This window comes from Ruegeria sp. ANG-R, from assembly GCF_000813985.1.
Taxonomy (GTDB): Bacteria; Pseudomonadota; Alphaproteobacteria; order Rhodobacterales; family Rhodobacteraceae; genus Ruegeria.
The window spans coordinates 967,654-987,407 of the sequence record NZ_JWLJ01000001.1 but is presented as its reverse complement, the minus strand read 5'-3'; the positions used below and the strand labels follow the sequence as shown (position 1 = coordinate 987,407).

Here is a 19,754-nt window from a genome sequence, read left to right as displayed (position 1 = left end):
TGCTTACCAAGACTTCGCTTTCGACCCTTTCAGTTGTATTCACCCTCGCAGGGTGCGCGGCAACCAACTCCGAGTGGCAGTCGGTATCTGATGCTGCAATTCGCTCCACGCTGGTTAGCCGTACTGTGACCTATGATGCTGGAACTGAGGATGCAGGTGCCAAGCAGACATGGTTTGCAGACGGCACAATGGACTGGCGCGGCCAGAGCGGGCTTTGGCGCGTGGACGACCAAAAGTACTGCTCAATGTTTCCAAATGACGACGCCCCAGAATGGCGCTGCTATGATTTTGCGATTTCGACAGACGGCACGCGAATTCGTTTTGAGCGAGGCGGGCGCGTTTGGGTGGCGTCATTCGAAGGCTAGAGAATGACTCCAGAAGTCAAAAAACCTATGCTTAAAAAGAAGATGTCCTTCTTCAAGGTTACGTGCCTAGATTGCATTTTAGGGGCCAACCTGCGCGCATTTGAGTTGCGCGCAGGTTGCCAACAGGATCAGTACCTTAAACGCTAATTGCGCTAAATCAGGACGTCAAAGATCAGTAAAAATGCTGATAAACTGCTAACAAAGAAAAACGGTCGCAACTTTCTGCGACCGTTTGATTTAATCGAGTTTTTAACTCTCTACGCGTTAGCGCTTCGAGAACTGGAACGAACGACGTGCTTTGCGCTTACCGTATTTCTTACGTTCCACAACGCGGCTGTCGCGGGTCAGGAAGCCTGCGGCTTTCAGGGCACCGCGCAGTGACGGATCGTACAGTTGCAGCGCTTTCGAGATGCCGTGCTTAACCGCACCGGCCTGACCGGTCAGGCCACCACCTTTGACGGTTGCAACAACGTCGAACTCACCTTCAACACCGGCAACCTGGAACGGCTGGCGCAGGATCAGCTGCAGAACGGGACGTGCGAAATACTTGTCCTGATCTTTGCCGTTCACGGTGACCTTGCCAGAACCCGGCTTGATCCAAACGCGGGCAACAGCGTCTTTACGCTTGCCGGTGGCGTAGGAGCGGCCCAGCTCGTCACGTACGGGTTCACGTACGATGACTTCTTCGGCCACGGTTTCAACGCCTGCGACGGCGCTCAGCTCTTCGAGAGTATTGATCTGATCAGCCATCGGTCATTAGCTCCGGGTGTTTTTCTTGTTCATGGACTTCACGTCCAGAACTTCGGGCGCTTGCGCCTCATGGGGATGCTCGGCACCGGCGTAAACGCGCAGGTTGGTCATCTGCTGGCGTGCCAGACGGTTGCCCGGCAGCATACGCTTGACCGCTTGGGTCACGACGCGCTCGGGGTGTGCACCCTCGAGGATCTGCTGCTTGGTGCGCGACTTGATGCCGCCCGGGTGGCCAGTGTGCCAGTAGAAGTTCTCTTCGCGCTTCTTGCCGGTCATCTGGATTTTGTCAGCGTTGATCACGATGACGTTGTCGCCCATGTCCATATTCGGTGTGAACGACGCTTTGTGCTTGCCACGCAGGCGCATGGCGACGATCGAGGCAAGACGGCCCAGAACAACGCCTTCGGCGTCGATCAGGATCCATTTCTTGTCGATGTCTGCAGGTGTTGCAGAAAAGGTTTTCATGGCAGGATAGTCCTGTTTGATGTGAAAGACCGCCCCCTTGCGGAGCGGCCCGAATTCGATGGAGGGGGTGTAGACCCGCGTGATTGTCACGTCAAGCGGTGCAGTGCGAATATAAGTATGTAAAAACAATGGGATATAAAATAGGTATTATTTTACCCCAAAATTTCGAGACACTATTCGCGGCAAACCCTTACGCTGATACACTCATCTAAGACTTCATACACACAGCGAGGGGCGCAAATGCAGGAGTTAGAGCATACCATCGCAGCATATGGAGCCGCTTGGCAGGAAAACTCGGCGGAAAAGCGGCTTGAATTGCTGACGGCGTGTTTTGCGGAAAATGGCCGCTATGTCGATCCAACCGCCGATGTCATGGGCCAAGAGCAACTTAATTCTCATATCGGAGACGTGTTGCAGAGCTCGAACGGACGAGTTGAGATCATCAGCAGCCCGGCGTCTCACCATGATGTGGTGCATTTTAATTGGCATATGGTTGCGCCTGATGGATCGATTATGGTGGCCGGACATGATTTCATCCGTCTGGACGAAGAAGGCAAAATTGCGCATCTGGCGGGATTCTTCGGTGACCCTGCCCCTCTGACGTAAGGCTTAGACACTTATTTGTTCAGGCGGGTTATCCAGTAGCGCACGTAGTCGCAGCATGGCATCTTCGAATTGATCCAGTGAGACGTGCCCGTTCACAGCAATGCGGACTGCATTGGGCGCACGCCCGTCGCGCAACGCAAACTCATCGGCGGACCGCAGTTGAATGCCTTCACGCTCGGCCGCGCGGCTGAACGCAGCTGAACGCCAACCTGAAGGAAGGTGCAGCCAAACAAATGGTATCTCGGAATCCCAATTCAAATCAAAGCCACCCAGCGCATTTACCGCCACACGTACATACTCACCCATCTTGATACGAACATCTCGTGCCAGTTGACGCGCTTCCGGATGTCCTAACAATAGTCGTGTCAGTTCGGCCAAAGGCTGAGCAAGTCCAAAATATCCGTATTCGGCAGATCGACGCAGATCGACGCTCCGCTCCTTCGGGGCAATGGCAAAACCAACGCGCAGCGCAGGTGTCAGGGTTTTTGAGATCGATGAAACGTGCCAGCCCCGTTCGGGTGCCAATGCGCGATAACTAGGGGCCCGAGCATCGCCCATGCGATAGCAATCATCTTCGATGATCTGAAGCTCGTATTTGCGCGCAACTTCAACAACTTCTTTACGGCGCTCCAACGGAGAATGCCCACCTGTCGGGTTCTGCACCTCAGGCGAGACACAGATTGCCTGCGCCTTGGTTTGTCTGAGTATGTGATCCAGCGCATCGGGGCTGATGCCCCATTTGTCCATCTTTACCCCGATCACCTCGGCGCGCATCAACTCGCCCGCCCGTCGGAAACCGGCATAAGACAGGTCCTCGACCAAAACGACGGGTTTCGGATCTCTCAGGACAGTCTGGAACACCACGCAAATGCCACTTTGCCCGCCGTGGGTTAGTACAATGTCATCGGCATTCAGCGAACCCAGTGGAAGGTCGGACAACCAGTCTGCCACGACTTGGCGCACCTGTTGGTAGGCGTCACGGGTCGGATAGTTCATGAACATCCGAGGATCACCCTGCGCAATCTTCTCAAGGCATTCGCGGATCAGAGACACTTGCCCAACATCCGGCAGGCGGGGGCTGAACAGGCTGACATTGGAGTCATACTTGTCGTCTCTGAGATGCAGCTGCCGTGACCACACATCGTCCAGGATCGGCGATCGTGGGGGCGCAACAAATGTACCACGTCCGACCTCGGCTTGTAGCAAACCCTCATCCGTCAGAATCGTATAGGCGCGTGCAACAGTGCCCGGCGTAATCTGCAATCGATACGCTAGTTCCCGCACCGGAGGCAGTTTCTTTCCAACCTCCAGCGTTTTGTTTTCTATTGCTTTTCGGATTGTGTCTGCGACCAACGTATACTTTGGACCCTTGGATTTCGGTAGCGCCTCCGGCCAAATTGTATCCATTACAATTCTTCCTTTGATTTCGACACAATGTTGAATGTATCAAAACACTGTACCGAACATATTAGCTTTGTGTCAATACAATTTGAAAGGATACCCAAGATGACACGCGCAATGCACAACTCCGCCCTCATGCTGCTGAACACCAGCCCCCGGCTGCCGCTGATCGCTGCGCTGGCCGTGCGGTTTGCGGCGACTGTCACGCAGTGGGAACAACGCCGACGCAGCCGCGTCAATTTGGGCAAGCTGGATGACAGATTGCTGCGTGATGTCGGACTGACCCAAGATCGGGCCGACGCAGAGGTCTGCCGTTACTTCTGGATGAAATAGACTATCCCCAGTCCCATTTACGGGACCTCTTCCTGGCCGGGGTTTATCCCCGGCCTTTTTTATCCGAAGGCCGCAGCCTTCGAGCCTTCTGGAGGAATTGAATAGGTCATGCTTGCCCGCGCGACTGCCTTGTCCGAGCCGTCGGAGTACATCAGCACATCCCCGACAGCCAAGGTTCGCCCAAGTTTGAGCAATCTGCACTCGGCAATCATGTCCGAGCCCCCTTCGGGTTTGCGCAAGAAGTCCATCGAACTGCTGGTGGTCACAGCTAACGACTGCCGTCCCTTTCGCGCGAGTACCATGGCATAGACACTGACATCGGCGAGCCCGAACATGGACGGCCCGGATACGGTGCCACCGGGGCGCAGATGACGATCCTCGACCTTTAGCCGCATGATAATTGTTGTCTCTGTCAGATCTTCGACGACGAAGTCGTTATGAACCTGCGGAAACACCTGTGCCAGATACTCGGTCAGTTCTTGTTTGTTCAGCGCTAATGACATGCTTCCCCTCTCGGCTCTGCCCGCCTAGAGTTGGCCCGAACGCCAGCGGGAGGGCAAGATGGCAATTCTGGAACGTAACGACGCAGGCGCGATAGCGCGTCTACAAATGAACGCACCCGAGCGATTGAATGCGCTCAGCGACGAAATGCTGGCGGCCCTGCAGTCAGAGTTCGATGCGTTACGTGAAGACAGATCGATTCGCGTTGTCGTTCTTTCCGGCGCTGGCAAAGCCTTCTGTGCAGGGCATGATTTGAAACAGATGACACAGGGCCGACAGGCCAGCGACGGCGGACTCTCCTATTTTCAGGACCTTTTCGACCGATGCGCCAAAATGATGATGTCTATTCAGTCCCTGCCCCAGCCCGTAATCGCCCAAACACACGGCATTGCGACAGCCGCCGGGTGTCAGCTGGTAGCAACCTGTGATCTGGCTATCGCCGCCGAAGGGACACGGTTCGGAGTCAACGGCGTCAATATTGGCCTGTTTTGCTCAACTCCAATGGTGGCGCTCAGTCGGAATATTCCTCGAAAACAAGCGTTTGAGATGCTAACCACCGGCGATTTTATTTCAGCTGAGCGCGCTGCTGAGCTGGGTTTGATCAATCGCGCTGTACCGGAACACATGCTGGAAGAAGAAACAAACGCGCTGGCCGAGAAGCTCGCGACTAAGTTGAACAGCGCGGTAAAAGTTGGTAAAACTGCTTTTTATCAACAGCTTACAATGCGAACCGATCAGGCTTATGACTATACTGCCGAGGTAATGGCACAGAATATGATGGACCGGGATACCGAAGAAGGAATTAGTGCATTTATTGAAAAACGCCCGCCCGATTGGCATCAGTGACGCAATTATTTCATACATTTTTGCCTACTGTTCGCATTTTTGCACTTTTCAAAAGGGCGACACTGTGGCAAAGCTGGGTCAAGGCCAAGGCCTGAATATACTTTTGGGTCGCCGTGGGCGGAAGGTCCCTCCAAGCTGGTTTCTCTCACCGGCGCAGACATTCCCGCAGCGGCGACCCCAAGACTTTCTCTCCGAACCGATCAGAATACTGCGCATTGCGCATGTGCGCGCTCTGCCCTATTTGGCAGCACATGACTGACAAATTGCATATCGTGGGCGGCGGCATGGCCGGGTCCGAAGCCGCCTGGCAGGCAGCGGAGATGGGCGTGGATGTTGTGATCCACGAAATGCGGCCTCAGGTGGGCACCTTCGCGCATCAGACCGGTAATCTGGCCGAGATGGTCTGCTCGAATTCATTCCGCTCTGATGATGATGAGCAGAATGCAGTTGGCTTGTTGCATTGGGAGATGCGTGCGGCAAACGGGTTAATCATGACCACCGCGGACTCTCATCGCCTACCGGCTGGTGGAGCGCTTGCCGTTGACCGTGATCCATTTGCCGAGGCTGTAACGGCCAAGCTGAAATCACATCCACGTGTCTCGGTCACTGGTGAAGAGGTCACCGCCCTGCCGAAAGACGGCCACTGGGTTTTTGCAACCGGCCCGCTGACCTCGCCCGCGCTGGGTCAGGCCATCCGAACCGAAACGGGTGCCGAGGCACTTGCCTTCTTCGACGCGATCGCCCCGATCGTTTATGCCGACAGTATCGACATGAGCAAAGCCTGGATGCAGTCCCGCTACGACAAAGGCGAGACCGAGGAAGAGCGGACGGCCTACCTCAACTGCCCCATGGATCGTGATCAGTATGAGGCGTTCATTGATGCCCTGCTGGCAGCCGACAAAACAGAGTTCCACGAGGGTGAGACGGCCGGCTATTTTGATGGCTGCCTGCCGATCGAGGTCATGGCCGAGCGCGGCCGCGAAACCCTGCGCCATGGCCCGATGAAACCGGTTGGGCTGACCAACCCGCATCAGCCGGACGTGAAGCCCTATGCGGTTGTTCAATTGCGCCGCGACAATGCTCTGGGCACGTTGTTCAATATCGTTGGTTTTCAGACCAAGATGAAATATGGCGCGCAGACCCAGGTGTTTCGTATGATACCGGGGCTGGAAAACGCCAGCTTCGCGCGTTTGGGCGGCATTCACCGCAATACCTTCATCAACTCTCCGACCTTGCTGGATGCGCAGATGCGGCTGAAATCGCAGTCAAATATTCGTTTCGCCGGGCAAATCACCGGGGTTGAAGGTTATGTGGAAAGTGCTGCGATGGGGCTGTTGGCCGGACGTCTGGCCGCCGCCGAGATTTTGGGCCGCGCCCTGCCCGATGTACCGCAGGACAGTGCGATGGGCGCCTTGATCCATCACATCACCGGAGGCGCCGAGGCGAAGACGTTCCAGCCGATGAATGTGAACTTTGGTCTGTTCCGCCCCGTCGATGGGCTGAAAGGCGGTCGTCGGGGCCGCAAGGACCGATACAAAGCTTATACTGATCGGGCCAAAGCAGTCTGGAGCGACTGGCTAAAGCAGTGTTGACTGGACGCCGCGCCCGACCTGCGCCTAAAATGTAAGGTATGAGCGATAAGTTTCTGAAAGACACATACAATCTGAATTCCGCACAGGAAACGCATGACCACTATCAAAGATGGGCGGCCTCCTACGATGATGAAGTCGGAGAGCATGGGTATGTAACCCCAGATCGCGTTGCGGCGGCGCTAAGGTCGTTTGTTTCCAATGCGGATACTCCGGTGCTGGACTATGGCTGTGGTACGGGCTTGTCAGGAATTGCACTCCATAAGGCCGGATTTCGTATCATCGACGGGATGGACCCAACGCCGAAAATGCTGGAGGGCGCGGCAGCAAAAAATGTCTATCGCAAGCTGATCAGTTTTGAAGTCACTGACCCCGAACCCATTGAAACCGGGGCATATACTGCGATCACATCTATCGGCGTCATCGGCGTCGGCGCGGCGCCGCCCGAAACCTTCGATCTGCTCATGAATGCATTGCCCCGAGGGGGATATCTGGCGTTTTCCTTCAACGATCATACCTTATCCGAACGCGCTTATACCGGTCGCCTGAATGACTGGTTGGACATGGGACATGCGCGGTTGCTATTTCGCGAATACGGTCCGCACCTGCCCGGAATGGATATGAAATCTGACGTTTACGTTGTTGAAAAAGCGTGACTTTCAGGACTCGTTTTGCACCATCTCCGACCGGTCCGCTGCACCTGGGTCACGCGTACTCAGCGCTTCTGGCGTATAAGTTTGCGCAGGCCGAAGCAGGTGAATTCCTATTGCGGATTGAGGATATCGACCAGTCTCGATCCCGGCCCGATTGGGAAACCCAGATTTACGATGATTTAGGCTGGCTTGGTTTAAGCTGGCCGCAACCTGTCGTTCGTCAATCGGAGCGGTTACCGCGATATCGCCAGGCTTTGGAAACCCTGATGAATATGGGGCTTGTTTACCCCTGCAAATGCAAGCGCGCCGATATCGAGATTGCGGCCGGGGCACCGCAGGAGGGCGTGTCCCAGTTTGGACCGGACGGGCGCATCTATCCAGGTACCTGCCGCAATCGCCCGCTATCGGATGCAGGTCCCGAGGATGTTCTGCGCTTGGATATGCAAAAAGCCATAAGCGCATCCATACTCCGCACTTTCAGCGAAACCGGTGCCGCGTATTCCGGAACACACCGGCTTGATGCCGATACCCTGCTGAACGCTGTCGGCGATATCATTCTCGTCCGGCGCAATATGGGCAGTTCTTACCATTTGTCCGTCGTGGTCGATGATGCAGACCAGAACATCACGCACGTCGTCCGGGGCGAAGATCTGTTCGAGGCCACGCAGATACATGTCCTGCTTCAGGGACTGCTGGGTCTGCCGACGCCGATTTACCATCACCACAGGCTGATACGGGATTCGGCGGGCAAACGATTGGCGAAACGTGACGACGCGCGTGCCGTCTCGCTTTACCGCCAACAGGGCGCCTCACCCGCCGAGATCAGGGCGATGATCGGGCTTTGATCGATCAAAGCTCATTGCCGCGGATGGCATTCACTCCATCGGAGACATGAGCTCGACTTCGTTCCCCTCACGCACAGCCGTGTAAAAGCAACTCCGCCGATTGGTATGACAGGCGGGTCCGGTTTGGTTCACCACCACCAGCAGGCAATCCCGATCACAGTCGACGCGAAAATCCACCAGAGCCTGCACGTGGCCCGAGCTTTCGCCCTTAACCCAGAACGCCTGCCGTGACCGCGACCAATAGGTGACGCGACCGGTTTCCAACGTGCGCTCGATGGCCTGCGCATTCATCCAGGCCATCATCAGAACCTCGCCGGTGCCCTCTTCCTGCGCAATAGCGGGAATCAATCCTGCTTCGTTGAATTTCAGTGTCGACGGATCGAACAAGACTGCGTCAGCCATCGCAAAAACCTTTTGCATCCCAGAATCCCGCCATTATGTATGGGGAACAGACAACGAGGGAAAGCCATGAGCGGCGAAACCGATCTGATCAAGCTCTATTCCGGGCGTATTCTGGCCCTGGCTGCGGATATTCCGCATCTCGACCGCCTGGATAATCCCGATGCGACCGTCAAAAAACGGGCTCCTTTGTGTGGGTCGACGGTAACGGTCGACGTCAAAGTCGAAGATGGGCGGATTACGGGTTTCGGGCAGGATGTCAAAGCCTGCGCGCTTGGTCAGGCTTCGGCTTCCGTCGTGGGAAGCTCTGTGATCGGAGCGACACGGGCGCAGGTCGAAACCGCACGCGATCAGCTTTCGGCAATGTTGAAGAAGAACGGCCCCGCGCCCGAGGCTCCCTTTGACGGGCTCGAAGTTCTGATGCCCGCGCGAGACTACAAGAACCGCCATGCCTCAATCCTGTTGGCGCTTGATGCGACCGCAGAAGCGATGGAACAGGCAGAGCAAGCCAATTGCGCCTGAGCGTGGCTTTTCCCGACGAAGCCGTATAGTGTTCCCCCAACAATCTGGGGGTTAACGTGAACAATTTGCTGGAACATTTCGTGACGCTCTGGGTTGTTATCGACCCGATCGGCACCATCCCCGTCTTTATCGCCGTCACCGCCGGGATCAGCGTCGGAGCGCGCCGAAAAACCGCTTTGTTGGCCGCGCTGGTCAGTGCGGGTATCCTGTTGTTCTTTCTTGTCTTCGGTCAATTGGTGATCGAAGCACTGGATATCGGCCTGAACTCGTTTCAGGTTGCGGGCGGTATTATTCTGTTCCTCTTCGCGCTGACCATGATTTTTGGCGAAAGCAAACAAGATATCGAGCAACGCCAGGCCGAAGAAGATCTGGATGACAAAATGCACAAAACCAATCCGGCGATATTCCCGCTGGCGGTCCCCTCGCTGGCTTCTCCCGGTGCAATGCTCGCAATTGTTGTTCTGACGGATAACCATCGTTTCAGCGCCGCTGATCAGAGCATAACGGCATTGGTCATGCTGGTTGTCATCGCCATAGCGTTTGTTCTCATGCTTCTGGCCGAACCGATCATACGCCTGATCGGGCATTCTGGTGCGGCCATTATCAGCAGAGTGATGGGCATGATTTTAGCATCTGTCGCGGTGAATTCAGTTCTGTCCGCAACGATCGAAATTATCAAAACCGGTCAGCTATAAAAGAACCGCCGCACCTTCCGGGCGGAAAGGGCGGCGGCAAGTCATGCGTTTCTCATGTAGGGTCCGGATCACCGCACGGGGCCGAGGCAGGCCCCTTCAAGGGAAATGGGACAGGCAGGTCACCCTTGACTATGACGGGGAGACAAGCGCGGTGTGATCGGCACGAGATCGCAGGCAGAAAGACTTAGAACCCGGTCGGCAGGTGGAGGGCAACCACCAGCATCACAATCAGCGAGACAGCGCCCGCTGCATCCTGCAAAATCGTCGATTGCGAACGGGCAAATGCAGTCTTGATCTGGGTCAGCATGGTCTCACCTCCGGTCAGATTTAATCCTTTGTTGACCTTTTGTTCTCATATTTCGGCGAGTCGGTAAAGAACTTTTTAAGAACATTTGTGAACTTTCTGGAACTTCCTGCTCAACCTACTGAAATCAAACGGATTGCCTGATCCTGCTTCATGAGCCACAGAAGAACACGAGCAGCCTGCCCGCGGTCTGAGGTCAGTTTCGGGTCAGCAGACAGGAGGGCGCGTGCATCTGATTGCGCTACGGCCATCAGACCGGCTTGCCTTTCGAGGTCAGCAATACGGAACTTTGGCAGACCCGATTGTGCGGTTCCGATCAGGTCTCCTGCCCCACGCATTTGCAAATCGGTCTCGGCAATGCGGAATCCATCTTCGGTTTCACGCAAAACCTCTAGACGTTTGCGGCCACCTTCGCTGAGCGGGGCCTGATACATGAGCAGGCAGGTTGAGGCATCTTCCCCACGCCCGACCCGTCCCCGCAACTGGTGCAACTGAGCCAGCCCAAAGATCTCAGCCCGCTCAATCACCATGATCGTCGCGTTGGGGACATTTACGCCAACCTCGATCACCGTGGTGGCGACCAGGACCTTGGTTTGACCGGCCTGAAACGCAGCCATGGCCGCATCTTTTTCGGCGGGTGGCATCTGGCCATGTACCAAGCCAACGACATCATCCCCCAAAATCGCGCGCAGCCGTTTGAACCGTTCCTCGGCCGCAGTCAGATCAGAGACTTCGGATTCGTCGACCAACGGACAAACCCAGTAGCATTGTTTTCCCGCACCGATCGCATCGCGCAGATGGGCCACAACCTCATCCATTCGCTGAGTGCTGACGATCGCCGTCTTGACAGGTTTACGACCGGGTGGCTTTTCGTCCAGAACCGAGACATCCATGTCGCCGTATTGCGCAAGCGCCAAACTGCGTGGGATGGGGGTCGCGGTCATCACAAGAACATCCGCGCGCTGACCTTTCTCAGACAGCTCCATGCGCTGGCGGACGCCAAACCGATGCTGTTCATCGACAATGGCCAGTCTCAAGGCTTTGAATTCGACATCCTCCTGAAATACCGCATGGGTACCGACCAATATCTGAATGTCACCCTGTTTCAACGCGGCCAGCTTGGCCCGGCGTTCCGCGCCCTTGTCGCGTCCGGTCAGAATCTCCAGGACAACCCCGGATTCCTCTGCCAGCGGGCGCAACCCTTCAAGGTGCTGCCTCGCGAGAATTTCGGTAGGGGCCATCATGACGCCCTGCCCGCCTGCTTCGACCGCAATCAGCAGCGCCATGAACGCCACCAATGTCTTACCCGCCCCGACGTCGCCCTGAAGCAAACGGTTCATGCGCGTTTCCGAAGCCATATCCGCCGAGATTTCCTCGACCGCACGGGTTTGAGCCCCGGTCGGACGGTATGGCAGTTTGGACAAGACTTTAGACTGCAACACCCCAGTTCCGACGCTGATGATCCCGCGTACCTTTCGCTCTCGTTGCCGCGCCAACGCCAATGTCAGCTGATGCGCCAGCAATTCGTCATAGGCCAGACGCTCGCGTGCGGGGGCGAAAGGCGCAACGTCGTCTGCACCTTGCGGATGATGTGCGGCCTGAATGGCTGAAGCCCAGTCTGGCCAGTTTTGCTGGGCCACTTGTGCCGGATCTGCCCATTCTGCCAAGGCTGGCACCCGCGCCAGTGCGCTTTGCGCCGCCTTGTACGCGGTTTTCTGCGTCACACCCTGCGTTAGATGATAGACGGGTTCGAACTCGGGCAACTCACCCGCATTTTCAGGAGCAACCATGTGATCGGGGTGCACCATCTGGGCCATGCCATCGAACAGCTCAAGCTTCCCCGAAACCACACGACGCGCGCCTTGCGGCAGGATTTTTTTCAGGTAATCCCCGCGCGCGTGAAAGAACACCAGTTGAAAATCCGCCTGACTGTCTTCCACATGAACACGATAGGCTCCGCCCTTATTGCGCGGCGGCCGGTGGGTGCCGATCGTCACCTCAACCGTCAGAGTAGTCGGAAGGTCAGCCCCTTGTATGGTGTCGCGCCGCCGCCGGTCGATCACGGCATAGGGCAGTGAAAACAGCACATCCCGCGGCGTCTCGATGCCCAATTGCCCGAAAAGCAATGCCGTTTTCGGCCCGACACCTTCCAGTGTCTCAAGGCCCGCAAACAGCGGGAAAAGTTGTTCAGGTCTGCCGCTCATAGATCGCCAATTAGCTCAAGCCAGCCGTCTTCATCCAAGGTTTCAATGCCCAGATCAGCCGCTTTCTTTGCTTTAGAGCCCGCGCCCGGGCCCGCCACCAACAGATCGGTTTTCTGGCTGACCGAGCCAGATACCTTGGCCCCCAAAGCTTCGGCACGGGCCTTGGCCTCGGCTCGGGTCATTTTCTCGAGCGTTCCGGTGAACACGACAGTTTTCCCAGCGACCGGGCTGTCCGAAGCAGGTGCATCCGGCGGAACAATAGTCAGGCGCTTGCGCAGATCATTAAATGCGTGGCGTTCTTCAGGGTTGGCAAACGCGTCAGACAATGACAACCCGAGCGTGGCACCAATTCCGTCGATACCAATCAGATCGGCCCAGGCGCCGGCGGCGTCACTCGAAACATCCAAACGGGCAAATGCCGCATCCCGCGCCTCCTTAATCCGCGCGCGCCGCCCCTCATCCGTGGCTAACTTCCTCTCCGCGTCTTCCGCCTCATCAGCTGCACGTTGCGCAAGCGCGGCAGGACGGGCCGTAACTATGGATGCGGCCATGACATCCCAGTCTCTGTAAAACAACGCCAGATCCCGCGCGCCAACTTCGCCGACATGTCGAATCCCAAGCGCAAACAGCAACCGGGCAAAAGGTATCGTTCGTTTGTCATCAATCGCAGCAAACAGGTTGGCCGCCGACGTCTCGCCCCATCCGTCGCGGTTTTTCAGCCGGGCGAGGTTTTTTGTGTCCCGATCCCGCAAGGTGAAGATGTCGGCTGGCGTATTGATTGGCAAAACCGGATCGCCATAGAACATTTCGATCTGTTTTGCGCCGAGCCCCTCAATGTCGAACGCTTTGCGCGATACGAAGTGTTTCAACTTTTCCACCGCTTGCGCAGGACAGATCAGCCCGCCAGTGCAGCGACGCACAGCGTCGCCTTCTTCGCGGATCGCATCGCTGCCGCATTCCGGACATTTCGTCGGAAACACATAGGGCTGTGCATCATCCGGTCGCTTCGACAGATCGACGTCCGAGAGCTTCGGGATGACATCCCCTGCCCTATAGACCTGCACCCAATCGCCGATTCGTATATCTTTGCCGCCACGAATGACCCCACCTTTGGCGTCCCGTCCTGCGATGTAATCCTCGTTATGCAGAGTAGCATTTGAAACGACCACCCCGCCGACGGTCACCGGATGCAGTCGTGCAACCGGGCTGAGCGCGCCGGTGCGCCCCACTTGGATGTCGATCGCTTCAAGCCGGGTCCAGGCCAGCTCGGCCGGGAACTTATGTGCAATCGCCCAGCGGGGCGTGGTCGATCGGAAACCGAGCCGAGCTTGCAGCCCCAGGTCGTCAACCTTGTAGACGACCCCGTCGATATCATAGCCCAAGGTCGCACGCTGAGCTTCAATTTCGCGGTAATGCTCCAGCATTTGCGCCGTTGTAGCACATCGACGTGTCAGCGCATTGACCTGGAAACCCAGAGTCCTGAGGCGCTCAATCGCCCCCATCTGCGTCTCGGCGAGTGGCTCAGACAGCTCACCCCAGGCGTAGGCGAAGAATTTCAGAGGACGTGATCGCGTGATTTCAGAGTCCAACTGGCGCAATGAGCCAGCAGCGGCGTTGCGCGGGTTTGCAAAGGTCTTGCCGCCGATTTCGACCTGCCTTGTGTTCAGAGCGTCGAAATCCTCATGGGACATATACACCTCGCCCCGGACTTCGAGAACATCAGGTGCGTCTTCAATCCGGTGCGGGATGTCCGAAACCGTGCGCGCATTCGCCGTTACATTTTCGCCGACCTCACCATCACCGCGTGTCGCGGCCTGAACCAGTTCACCGTGTTCATATCGCAACGACAACGATAGACCATCGATTTTGGGTTCGGCTGTATAGGCGAGTGGCGCATCGCCACCCAGCCCGAGATACTTGCGAATCGAGCGGTCGAAATCAGCAACGTCCGCATCGTCAAAGGCATTGCCCAGTGACATCATACGTACTGCATGAGACACCTTGGAAAATCCGTCCGAGACCCGCGCACCGACCTGGTCCGAGGGGCTGTCTGCACGTTTCAGACCGGGAAACCGCGCTTCGATCTCGGAGTTTCGACGCTTGAGCGCATCGTAATCCGCATCCGATAATTCAGGAGCGTCTTCAGTATGATAAAGTTGATTTGCCCGCAGCAATTCCCTGGCAAGCCGGGCCAGTTCTTCCCGTGCTTCGTCTTCCGTCAAATCTGCTATCGCAGTATCGCTCATGGCCCCGCCCTGTCACGTCGTCTTGAACCTCAGTGATAGGGCGAGGCCATGGTCAGGTCCAGTGCTGTGCTGAGCCGCGAGTGGGATTACCGCCCCGGACCATCGACGGCAGTTAACAGTTCAACTCAGGCGCCAACGGCAATGCGGGTTTCGCCCATGCTGCTCGATTGTGGATCACGCAGTACATATCCACGCCCCCACACCGTTTCGATATAGTTCTCACCACCGGTGGCATTGCTGAGTTTCTTGCGCAGTTTGCAGATGAACACGTCGATGATCTTGAGTTCAGGCTCATCCATACCGCCATACAGGTGGTTCAGGAACATCTCTTTGGTCAGCGTGGTACCTTTTCGGAGGCTCAGAAGCTCCAGCATCTGATATTCCTTGCCGGTCAGGTGTACGGTCTTGCCGTCAACCTCAACGGTTTTGGCATCCAGATTCACGGCGACCTGACCTGTATGGATCACGGATTGAGAATGACCTTTGGAGCGGCGGATGATCGCATGGATGCGCGCCACCAATTCTTCGCGATGGAAAGGTTTGGTCAAATAATCATCCGCGCCGAATCCAAAGCCTTTGATCTTGCTTTCGGTGTCGTCCGCGCCGGACAGGATCAGGATCGGTGTCTCTACCCGCGCGATACGTAGTTGGCGCAACACCTCATGGCCGTTCATATCCGGCAGGTTCAGGTCCAGCAGAATAAGATCATAATCATAGAGCTTGGCCAGATCGATGCCTTCTTCACCCAGATCCGTCGCATACACGTTAAGATTGGCATGTGTCAGCATCAGTTCGATGCTTTTGGATGTGGTTGGATCATCCTCGACAAGAAGTATACGCATTCAACTGCTCCATTTCGGTTAAATTCCTTCAGTTCAAAAACGAGACTGGGGAAAAATGGTTAACCTGCCGTTACCGTTGATTCATTTATTCACTTTCCCCTTTAGGTTGTCGATATTTTTTTAGAGCAGTCACTTTCAGCGCGTCGATACCGTGCTCGGCAACAGCAGAGACCCAGGAGTTGAACTCTTCATCGCTGATGCCGTAGCGCTTCTTTGCTTCCGACAGCGAGATCAGCCCGTAGAGCACGCCACGCACGACAATGACCTTGCGCGAAGCCACCCAACGTCGCGTATCTGATGGGGGTAAATCGGCGCGTGTCAGTACGCTTCCATCCGGCAGGTTTACCGACCGCGGACCTTCCACTTTGTGCAAATACATCTTTCATACCTTCTTCTGTCGCGACAAAGCTGCCCTCAGCCTACTTAAAAGGGCGTGAAACCGCCCCTTGAGAGTGTGTAGAATTTTCTTATATTCTGCCGGTCTTTCTTAACCCGGACTGGAACCGCAAATGGCACTCGATACCGAGACCCCGCTGAACTCGCTTGGCTTTGCCAAACCGCCCTCGGAAACGCGGGTGGTTGTGGCCATGTCTGGCGGCGTGGACAGTTCCGTTGTGGCGGCCTATCTGGCCGATCAGGGCTATGACGTGGTGGGCGTGACGCTGCAGCTTTACGACCACGGAGCTGCACTGGCCAAGAAAGGCGCCTGCTGTGCGGGCATCGATATCCACGATGCACGCCGTGTCGCCGAGGAGCGTGGATTCCCCCACTACGTTCTGGATTATGAGAACATTTTCAAAGACGCGGTGATCGACGAATTCGCCGACAGCTATCTGGCCGGCGCAACCCCGGTGCCCTGCATCCGCTGCAATGAGCGCGTAAAGTTCAAGGACTTGCTGGAAACCGCCAAGGACCTTGAGGCCGATTGCATGGCTACAGGCCATTACATTCAGCGCAAGATGGGACCCAACGGGGCCGAACTTCATAGCGCTGAGGATGCCAATCGCGATCAGTCCTATTTCCTGTTTTCGACCACGCCCGAGCAGTTGGATTTCCTGCGCTTTCCTCTGGGCCACCTACCGTCCAAAGACGCCACGCGTGAGATGGCAGCACAATACGGACTGGCCGTTGCGGACAAGCCGGATAGTCAGGACATCTGCTTTGTGCCCAATGGCAACTATGCCAGCGTGATCGAAAAGCTGCGCCCCGGTGCGGCAGAACCGGGTGAAATCGTGCATGTGGACGGTCGCGTGCTGGCGCAGCATGACGGGGTGATCCATTATACGATCGGCCAGCGTCGTGGGCTTGGAATCGGGGGGCTCAGCGAACCGTTGTATGTGGTCAAGCTGGACGTGGACAAAAAGCAGGTCGTTGTCGGCCCCAAAGAGATGCTGGCCACCCGGACCGTACCCGTGCGTGAAATCAACTGGCTTGGCGACGAGCCCTTCACGTCGAAAGACGAATGGCATGTTTCGGTCAAGGTCCGCTCGACCCGCCCCCCGCGCGAGGCGATTGTCCGACCGCTTTCAGACACAACGGCGGAAGTCGAACTGCTGACACCCGAAGAAGGCATCTCACCCGGGCAGGCTTGCGTTTTTTACGAAACAGAGGGCAGCCGCATCTTTGGCGGTGGCTGGATCTGGCGCGGTTACTAGATCGCGTCAGTCCACGAGTTGCTGAGAATATAGATCCCGGCACAGATCATCACGTAAGGCACAAGCTTTTCCAACCGACGCGCCAACCCGCCGGTCATGATCGGAGAGCGAGCGCCCAGCAATCCGAGAGTGGTAAGGGCCAGTGCCGCCGCTATCGCGCCCAGGACCCCTGCAATCCGATAGCTTGGCGCAGAATCAGCCAGCAACGGTGCCAAGACCGCGAATGTGTCCATCGACAAGCTTATGAACAGCATCATGGTGACCAGCGTAGGCGCGCCGGAAGATACGCGTGGGGCCTCCTCAGCCTCGGTACCCCGGAATTGCCGGATGACTCCGATCAGTCCCAGCCCAAGCGGGATTACCCCCAGATACCCTGCCCAATGGGGCACGACATCGTCGACACCCAAAGCCAGTAAAAGCGCGGCGGCAATTATCATGATCTGCGCCAGCAGAAATCCCGCTACGGTACGGCGCGGGCCGGAAACCATCATCAGCGCAACAAGCGCTGCCAGGTTATCCAGATTCGTCAGCACCTGCGCCATAAAGGCCGATGCGGCAAAAACCACATGATCCAGCATCAGCGGGGCATCCGATCCAGTACCGCCTTCGCAGCCCTCAAGCCGGGTGCCTCACCACCCTGTCCAAGCCGCTCCATCGTTATCGCCATCGCCTGATGCTGGGCGTCCGGCGTAGCGGCCACCCGCTCCAGCACAGCCGCGATCTTTTGGGGCTGACACTCATCCAGCAGGCATTCGGGAACTGCGCGGGTATCTGAAACCAGATTTACCAGCGTCACGGTATCGAGCTGAACCATACGCTTCGCGATCAGGGTGGTCAGCCAGTTCAGATTATAGGCTATCACCATCGGCGTTGCCTGCGCGGCCAGTTCCAAAGAGACCGTGCCGGATGCCGCCAATGCCAGATCGGCGGCGGCAAATGCCGCTCTCTTCTGCAACTGGGCTTCGTCCGAAGCCAATTCCCGTGGATCGACAACAACCGATCGTCCCGGCCAGTCCCGGACATGTTCAGCGACCGCATCCACCATATGCGCGACTGCCGGAACCACCACGCGCGTCTCGGGGCGGTCCTCAAGAAACTCTTGCAGCGCCGCACCAAAAACAGGCGCCAGCCGTTCGACCTCACCCCGGCGCGAACCGGGTAGTGCAAGGATAATGGGGGCGTCACCCAGATCATGATCCGCGCGGAATTTCCTGATGTCCTGATCGGACGCAATCGGTTCATTCACCACCGGATGGCCGACAAAGTCGCACTCCATCCCTGCCCGCTCCATGTAAGGAGGCTCAAACGGCAACAGCGCAAGTACGTGGTCAATCACTTTCGCCATCTTGTCGGCGCGCCCCGGCCTCCAGGCCCAGACGCTGGGCGCGACGTAGTGAACGGTGCGAATATTGCTGGATGCCTTCACCAGTTTGGCCACGCGGAGCGAGAAATCCGGGCTGTCGATGGTGATCAGCACGTCGGGCTGGGTGTCAAGAACGGCCTCAGCCGTCTCGGCAATGCGGCGCTTCAGCTGAAAGAACTTGGGCAGAACCTCAACCAGCCCCATGACGCTGAGTTCGGACATGGGAAACCGGCTGGTCAATCCCTGCGCCTGCATCAGTGGCCCGCCGACCCCATCGAACTGCACCTCTGGCACGAGGGCTTTGAGGCCCTCCATCAACGCGGCCCCCAATCGGTCGCCCGAGGGTTCGCCGGCGACCAGAAATACACGCATCAGACCGTGCGCTCGCGGACGTATAGGAACAGACCGAGGCGATTGCACTCTTCAATCACACGGTCGCGCTCAAGAACGATGACCCCGCCTTTTTCGATAACAATGCCTGACAGGCCCGCTGCAACGGCGCCTGATACAGTATCCGGCCCGATTACAGGCATGTCTGCACGTCGATCCTGATCCGGCTTGGGGCCTTTGAACAGGACGCCGCCCCCCGCATCCGGGCGTTGCGTCAATGATTGAAGCATCCAGGCGGTGCCATAGATGCCTTCAATTGCCAGCGCCTGACCTTTCAGAATCACACAAGCCTGACCGATATCAGCCGCCCCCATGGTGCGCAGGATACCAGCCGCACGGTCGGCATCCACGTGATCGGATTCTGAGGGCTGTGCGTCAGTCAATGTGCCCAGTGGCGGTAGCAAATCGGGTGCAATTTCATGCGCCGCACGGACAGAGAGCCCCGCCTCTTCGAAGATGCCAATGACCGCGCGCAATGCGCTGTCATCACCGGACATAATGGCCTTTTGCAGTATTGGAACCAACGGCATTGTGGCGGCATCAATACGCGCGGGATTGACATTGGGCCGGCGTACGGCCCCGGCCATGCATAGTTCGGTCACCCCGCGCGCCTTGAGGTCAGCGATAAAGCTGCCCAACTGCTCAAGCGGGAAAACCACTTCTGGAGTCAGCGTATCCGGTTCGAATCCCTCCAGCGCGCAGATCAGAGGTCGCGTTGGCAAATACGCGACCACCTCGTCCGGTAAGGTTCCAGTTCCCGCGATCAGCGCCAGCATGGTC

Annotated in this window: 21 protein-coding genes and 1 pseudogene; 9 read left to right on the top strand and 13 right to left on the bottom strand. The window is 57.0% G+C overall.

Features of this window, described 5'->3' with window-relative positions; translation table 11 throughout:
* Nucleotides 1–629: 629 nt before the first annotated feature.
* Together rpsI and rplM are read right to left on the bottom strand one after the other, a co-directional pair.
* A complete protein-coding gene (gene rpsI / locus RA27_RS04925; protein WP_039535473.1) occupies nucleotides 630–1,115 on the bottom strand; it encodes a 30S ribosomal protein S9 in 486 nt (161 codons plus the stop codon).
* A 6-nt stretch (nucleotides 1,116–1,121) separates the two neighbouring features.
* Nucleotides 1,122–1,580: a 50S ribosomal protein L13 gene (gene rplM / locus RA27_RS04920; RefSeq protein ID WP_039536983.1), complete on the bottom strand. Its 459-nt coding sequence runs from the start codon at nucleotides 1,578–1,580 to the stop codon at nucleotides 1,122–1,124.
* Nucleotides 1,581–1,820: 240 nt separating this feature from the next.
* Between rplM and RA27_RS04915 the strand changes: the two genes are divergently transcribed.
* On the top strand, nucleotides 1,821–2,186 hold the full coding sequence (locus tag RA27_RS04915) for a nuclear transport factor 2 family protein (protein WP_039535472.1): 366 nt from the start codon (nucleotides 1,821–1,823) through the stop codon (nucleotides 2,184–2,186).
* A gap of 3 nt (nucleotides 2,187–2,189) precedes the next feature.
* Here the strand turns inward: RA27_RS04915 and RA27_RS04910 are convergent, their stop codons facing one another.
* Nucleotides 2,190–3,593, bottom strand: a complete 1,404-nt coding sequence (locus RA27_RS04910; RefSeq protein WP_039535471.1) for a PLP-dependent aminotransferase family protein — start codon at nucleotides 3,591–3,593, stop codon at nucleotides 2,190–2,192.
* Nucleotides 3,594–3,692: 99 nt separating this feature from the next.
* Here RA27_RS04910 and RA27_RS04905 point away from each other — a divergent pair, with 99 nt between their 5' ends.
* A complete protein-coding gene (locus RA27_RS04905; RefSeq protein ID WP_039535470.1) occupies nucleotides 3,693–3,920 on the top strand; it encodes a DUF1127 domain-containing protein in 228 nt (75 codons plus the stop codon).
* Nucleotides 3,921–3,979: 59 nt separating this feature from the next.
* Here RA27_RS04905 and RA27_RS04900 read toward each other — a convergent pair whose 3' ends face one another.
* Nucleotides 3,980–4,423 carry a PaaI family thioesterase gene (locus RA27_RS04900; RefSeq protein ID WP_039535469.1) on the bottom strand — a complete coding sequence of 148 codons (444 nt, stop codon included), beginning with the start codon at nucleotides 4,421–4,423 and terminating at the stop codon, nucleotides 3,980–3,982.
* 49 nt (nucleotides 4,424–4,472) lie between these two features.
* Here RA27_RS04900 and RA27_RS04895 point away from each other — a divergent pair.
* The 4 genes and pseudogenes from RA27_RS04895 to gluQRS all read left to right on the top strand — a co-directional run.
* Nucleotides 4,473–5,267 (top strand): annotated as a pseudogene (locus RA27_RS04895) (enoyl-CoA hydratase); the annotation flags it as partial.
* Nucleotides 5,268–5,518: 251 nt separating this feature from the next.
* A complete protein-coding gene (gene trmFO / locus RA27_RS04890) occupies nucleotides 5,519–6,859 on the top strand; it encodes a methylenetetrahydrofolate--tRNA-(uracil(54)-C(5))-methyltransferase (FADH(2)-oxidizing) TrmFO (RefSeq protein WP_039535467.1) in 1,341 nt (446 codons plus the stop codon).
* Between the two features lie 38 nt (nucleotides 6,860–6,897).
* The gene (locus tag RA27_RS04885; protein WP_039535466.1) at nucleotides 6,898–7,512 is read left to right on the top strand and encodes a class I SAM-dependent methyltransferase; all 615 of its coding nucleotides are present in this window, start codon (nucleotides 6,898–6,900) and stop codon (nucleotides 7,510–7,512) included.
* On the top strand, nucleotides 7,509–8,354 hold the full coding sequence (gluQRS, locus tag RA27_RS04880; protein ID WP_039535465.1) for a tRNA glutamyl-Q(34) synthetase GluQRS: 846 nt from the start codon (nucleotides 7,509–7,511) through the stop codon (nucleotides 8,352–8,354). The genes RA27_RS04885 and gluQRS overlap by 4 nt, the downstream gene beginning before the upstream one ends.
* A 30-nt stretch (nucleotides 8,355–8,384) precedes the next feature.
* Here the strand turns inward: gluQRS and hisI are convergent, their stop codons facing one another.
* Entirely contained in the window at nucleotides 8,385–8,774 is a 390-nt protein-coding gene (gene hisI, locus RA27_RS04875) for a phosphoribosyl-AMP cyclohydrolase (protein WP_039535464.1), read from the bottom strand.
* A 48-nt stretch (nucleotides 8,775–8,822) separates the two neighbouring features.
* Between hisI and RA27_RS04870 the strand changes: the two genes are divergently transcribed.
* Together RA27_RS04870 and RA27_RS04865 are read left to right on the top strand one after the other, a co-directional pair.
* Nucleotides 8,823–9,275: an iron-sulfur cluster assembly scaffold protein gene (locus RA27_RS04870; protein WP_039535463.1), complete on the top strand. Its 453-nt coding sequence runs from the start codon at nucleotides 8,823–8,825 to the stop codon at nucleotides 9,273–9,275.
* 56 nt (nucleotides 9,276–9,331) lie between these two features.
* Nucleotides 9,332–9,970 carry a MarC family protein gene (locus tag RA27_RS04865; protein ID WP_039535459.1) on the top strand — a complete coding sequence of 213 codons (639 nt, stop codon included), beginning with the start codon at nucleotides 9,332–9,334 and terminating at the stop codon, nucleotides 9,968–9,970.
* A 184-nt stretch (nucleotides 9,971–10,154) separates the two neighbouring features.
* Here RA27_RS04865 and RA27_RS24885 read toward each other — a convergent pair whose 3' ends face one another.
* The 5 genes from RA27_RS24885 to RA27_RS04845 all read right to left on the bottom strand — a co-directional run bounded on the left by RA27_RS24885 (nucleotide 10,155) and on the right by RA27_RS04845 (nucleotide 15,945).
* On the bottom strand, nucleotides 10,155–10,277 hold the full coding sequence (locus RA27_RS24885) for a hypothetical protein (protein ID WP_255353509.1): 123 nt from the start codon (nucleotides 10,275–10,277) through the stop codon (nucleotides 10,155–10,157).
* 110 nt (nucleotides 10,278–10,387) lie between these two features.
* A complete protein-coding gene (recG, locus tag RA27_RS04860; RefSeq protein WP_039535458.1) occupies nucleotides 10,388–12,478 on the bottom strand; it encodes an ATP-dependent DNA helicase RecG in 2,091 nt (696 codons plus the stop codon).
* Nucleotides 12,475–14,724 (bottom strand): NAD-dependent DNA ligase LigA, encoded by a 2,250-nt coding sequence (ligA, locus tag RA27_RS04855; protein WP_039535457.1) that lies wholly within the window; start codon nucleotides 14,722–14,724, stop codon nucleotides 12,475–12,477. Before ligA ends, recG begins: the two co-directional genes overlap by 4 nt.
* A 125-nt stretch (nucleotides 14,725–14,849) precedes the next feature.
* Nucleotides 14,850–15,566, bottom strand: coding sequence for a response regulator transcription factor (locus tag RA27_RS04850; protein ID WP_039535454.1), 717 nt, complete (start codon nucleotides 15,564–15,566; stop codon nucleotides 14,850–14,852).
* An 85-nt stretch (nucleotides 15,567–15,651) separates the two neighbouring features.
* Complete coding sequence (locus RA27_RS04845; protein WP_039535453.1) at nucleotides 15,652–15,945, bottom strand: DUF1153 domain-containing protein; 294 nt, start codon at nucleotides 15,943–15,945, stop codon at nucleotides 15,652–15,654.
* A 130-nt stretch (nucleotides 15,946–16,075) separates the two neighbouring features.
* Here RA27_RS04845 and mnmA point away from each other — a divergent pair, with 130 nt between their 5' ends.
* Nucleotides 16,076–17,221 carry a tRNA 2-thiouridine(34) synthase MnmA gene (mnmA, locus tag RA27_RS04840; protein ID WP_039535451.1) on the top strand — a complete coding sequence of 382 codons (1,146 nt, stop codon included), beginning with the start codon at nucleotides 16,076–16,078 and terminating at the stop codon, nucleotides 17,219–17,221.
* Here the strand turns inward: mnmA and RA27_RS04835 are convergent.
* The 3 genes from RA27_RS04835 to lpxI are packed head-to-tail and all read right to left on the bottom strand — an operon-like array spanning nucleotide 17,218 to nucleotide 19,750.
* Nucleotides 17,218–17,799 carry a membrane protein gene (locus RA27_RS04835; RefSeq protein WP_039535449.1) on the bottom strand — a complete coding sequence of 194 codons (582 nt, stop codon included), beginning with the start codon at nucleotides 17,797–17,799 and terminating at the stop codon, nucleotides 17,218–17,220. The genes mnmA and RA27_RS04835 overlap by 4 nt on opposite strands.
* A complete protein-coding gene (lpxB, locus tag RA27_RS04830; RefSeq protein ID WP_039535448.1) occupies nucleotides 17,799–18,956 on the bottom strand; it encodes a lipid-A-disaccharide synthase in 1,158 nt (385 codons plus the stop codon). Before lpxB ends, RA27_RS04835 begins: the two co-directional genes overlap by 1 nt.
* The gene (gene lpxI / locus RA27_RS04825; protein WP_039535446.1) at nucleotides 18,956–19,750 is read right to left on the bottom strand and encodes a UDP-2,3-diacylglucosamine diphosphatase LpxI; all 795 of its coding nucleotides are present in this window, start codon (nucleotides 19,748–19,750) and stop codon (nucleotides 18,956–18,958) included. The genes lpxB and lpxI overlap by 1 nt, the downstream gene beginning before the upstream one ends.
* Between the last annotated feature and the right edge of the window lie 4 nt (nucleotides 19,751–19,754).

Bases quoted from the DNA above. Each gene is read 5' to 3' on its own strand.
- ligA (WP_039535457.1), bottom strand. From the start codon at position 14,724: ATGAGCGATACTGCGATAGCAGATTTGACGGAAGACGAAGCACGGGAA.
- lpxI (WP_039535446.1), bottom strand. From the start codon at position 19,750: ATGCTGGCGCTGATCGCGGGAACTGGAACCTTACCGGACGAGGTGGTC.
- RA27_RS04845 (WP_039535453.1), bottom strand. From the start codon at position 15,945: ATGTATTTGCACAAAGTGGAAGGTCCGCGGTCGGTAAACCTGCCGGAT.
- RA27_RS24885 (WP_255353509.1), bottom strand. From the start codon at position 10,277: ATGCTGACCCAGATCAAGACTGCATTTGCCCGTTCGCAATCGACGATT.
- RA27_RS04900 (WP_039535469.1), bottom strand. From the start codon at position 4,423: ATGTCATTAGCGCTGAACAAACAAGAACTGACCGAGTATCTGGCACAG.
- lpxB (WP_039535448.1), bottom strand. From the start codon at position 18,956: ATGCGTGTATTTCTGGTCGCCGGCGAACCCTCGGGCGACCGATTGGGG.
- recG (WP_039535458.1), bottom strand. From the start codon at position 12,478: ATGAGCGGCAGACCTGAACAACTTTTCCCGCTGTTTGCGGGCCTTGAG.
- RA27_RS04905 (WP_039535470.1), top strand. From the start codon at position 3,693: ATGACACGCGCAATGCACAACTCCGCCCTCATGCTGCTGAACACCAGC.
- rpsI (WP_039535473.1), bottom strand. From the start codon at position 1,115: ATGGCTGATCAGATCAATACTCTCGAAGAGCTGAGCGCCGTCGCAGGC.
- RA27_RS04910 (WP_039535471.1), bottom strand. From the start codon at position 3,593: ATGGATACAATTTGGCCGGAGGCGCTACCGAAATCCAAGGGTCCAAAG.
- mnmA (WP_039535451.1), top strand. From the start codon at position 16,076: ATGGCACTCGATACCGAGACCCCGCTGAACTCGCTTGGCTTTGCCAAA.
- RA27_RS04850 (WP_039535454.1), bottom strand. From the start codon at position 15,566: ATGCGTATACTTCTTGTCGAGGATGATCCAACCACATCCAAAAGCATC.
- hisI (WP_039535464.1), bottom strand. From the start codon at position 8,774: ATGCAAAAGGTTTTTGCGATGGCTGACGCAGTCTTGTTCGATCCGTCG.
- rplM (WP_039536983.1), bottom strand. From the start codon at position 1,580: ATGAAAACCTTTTCTGCAACACCTGCAGACATCGACAAGAAATGGATC.
- RA27_RS04835 (WP_039535449.1), bottom strand. From the start codon at position 17,799: ATGCTGGATCATGTGGTTTTTGCCGCATCGGCCTTTATGGCGCAGGTG.
- RA27_RS04885 (WP_039535466.1), top strand. From the start codon at position 6,898: ATGAGCGATAAGTTTCTGAAAGACACATACAATCTGAATTCCGCACAG.
- RA27_RS04915 (WP_039535472.1), top strand. From the start codon at position 1,821: ATGCAGGAGTTAGAGCATACCATCGCAGCATATGGAGCCGCTTGGCAG.
- RA27_RS04870 (WP_039535463.1), top strand. From the start codon at position 8,823: ATGAGCGGCGAAACCGATCTGATCAAGCTCTATTCCGGGCGTATTCTG.
- trmFO (WP_039535467.1), top strand. From the start codon at position 5,519: ATGACTGACAAATTGCATATCGTGGGCGGCGGCATGGCCGGGTCCGAA.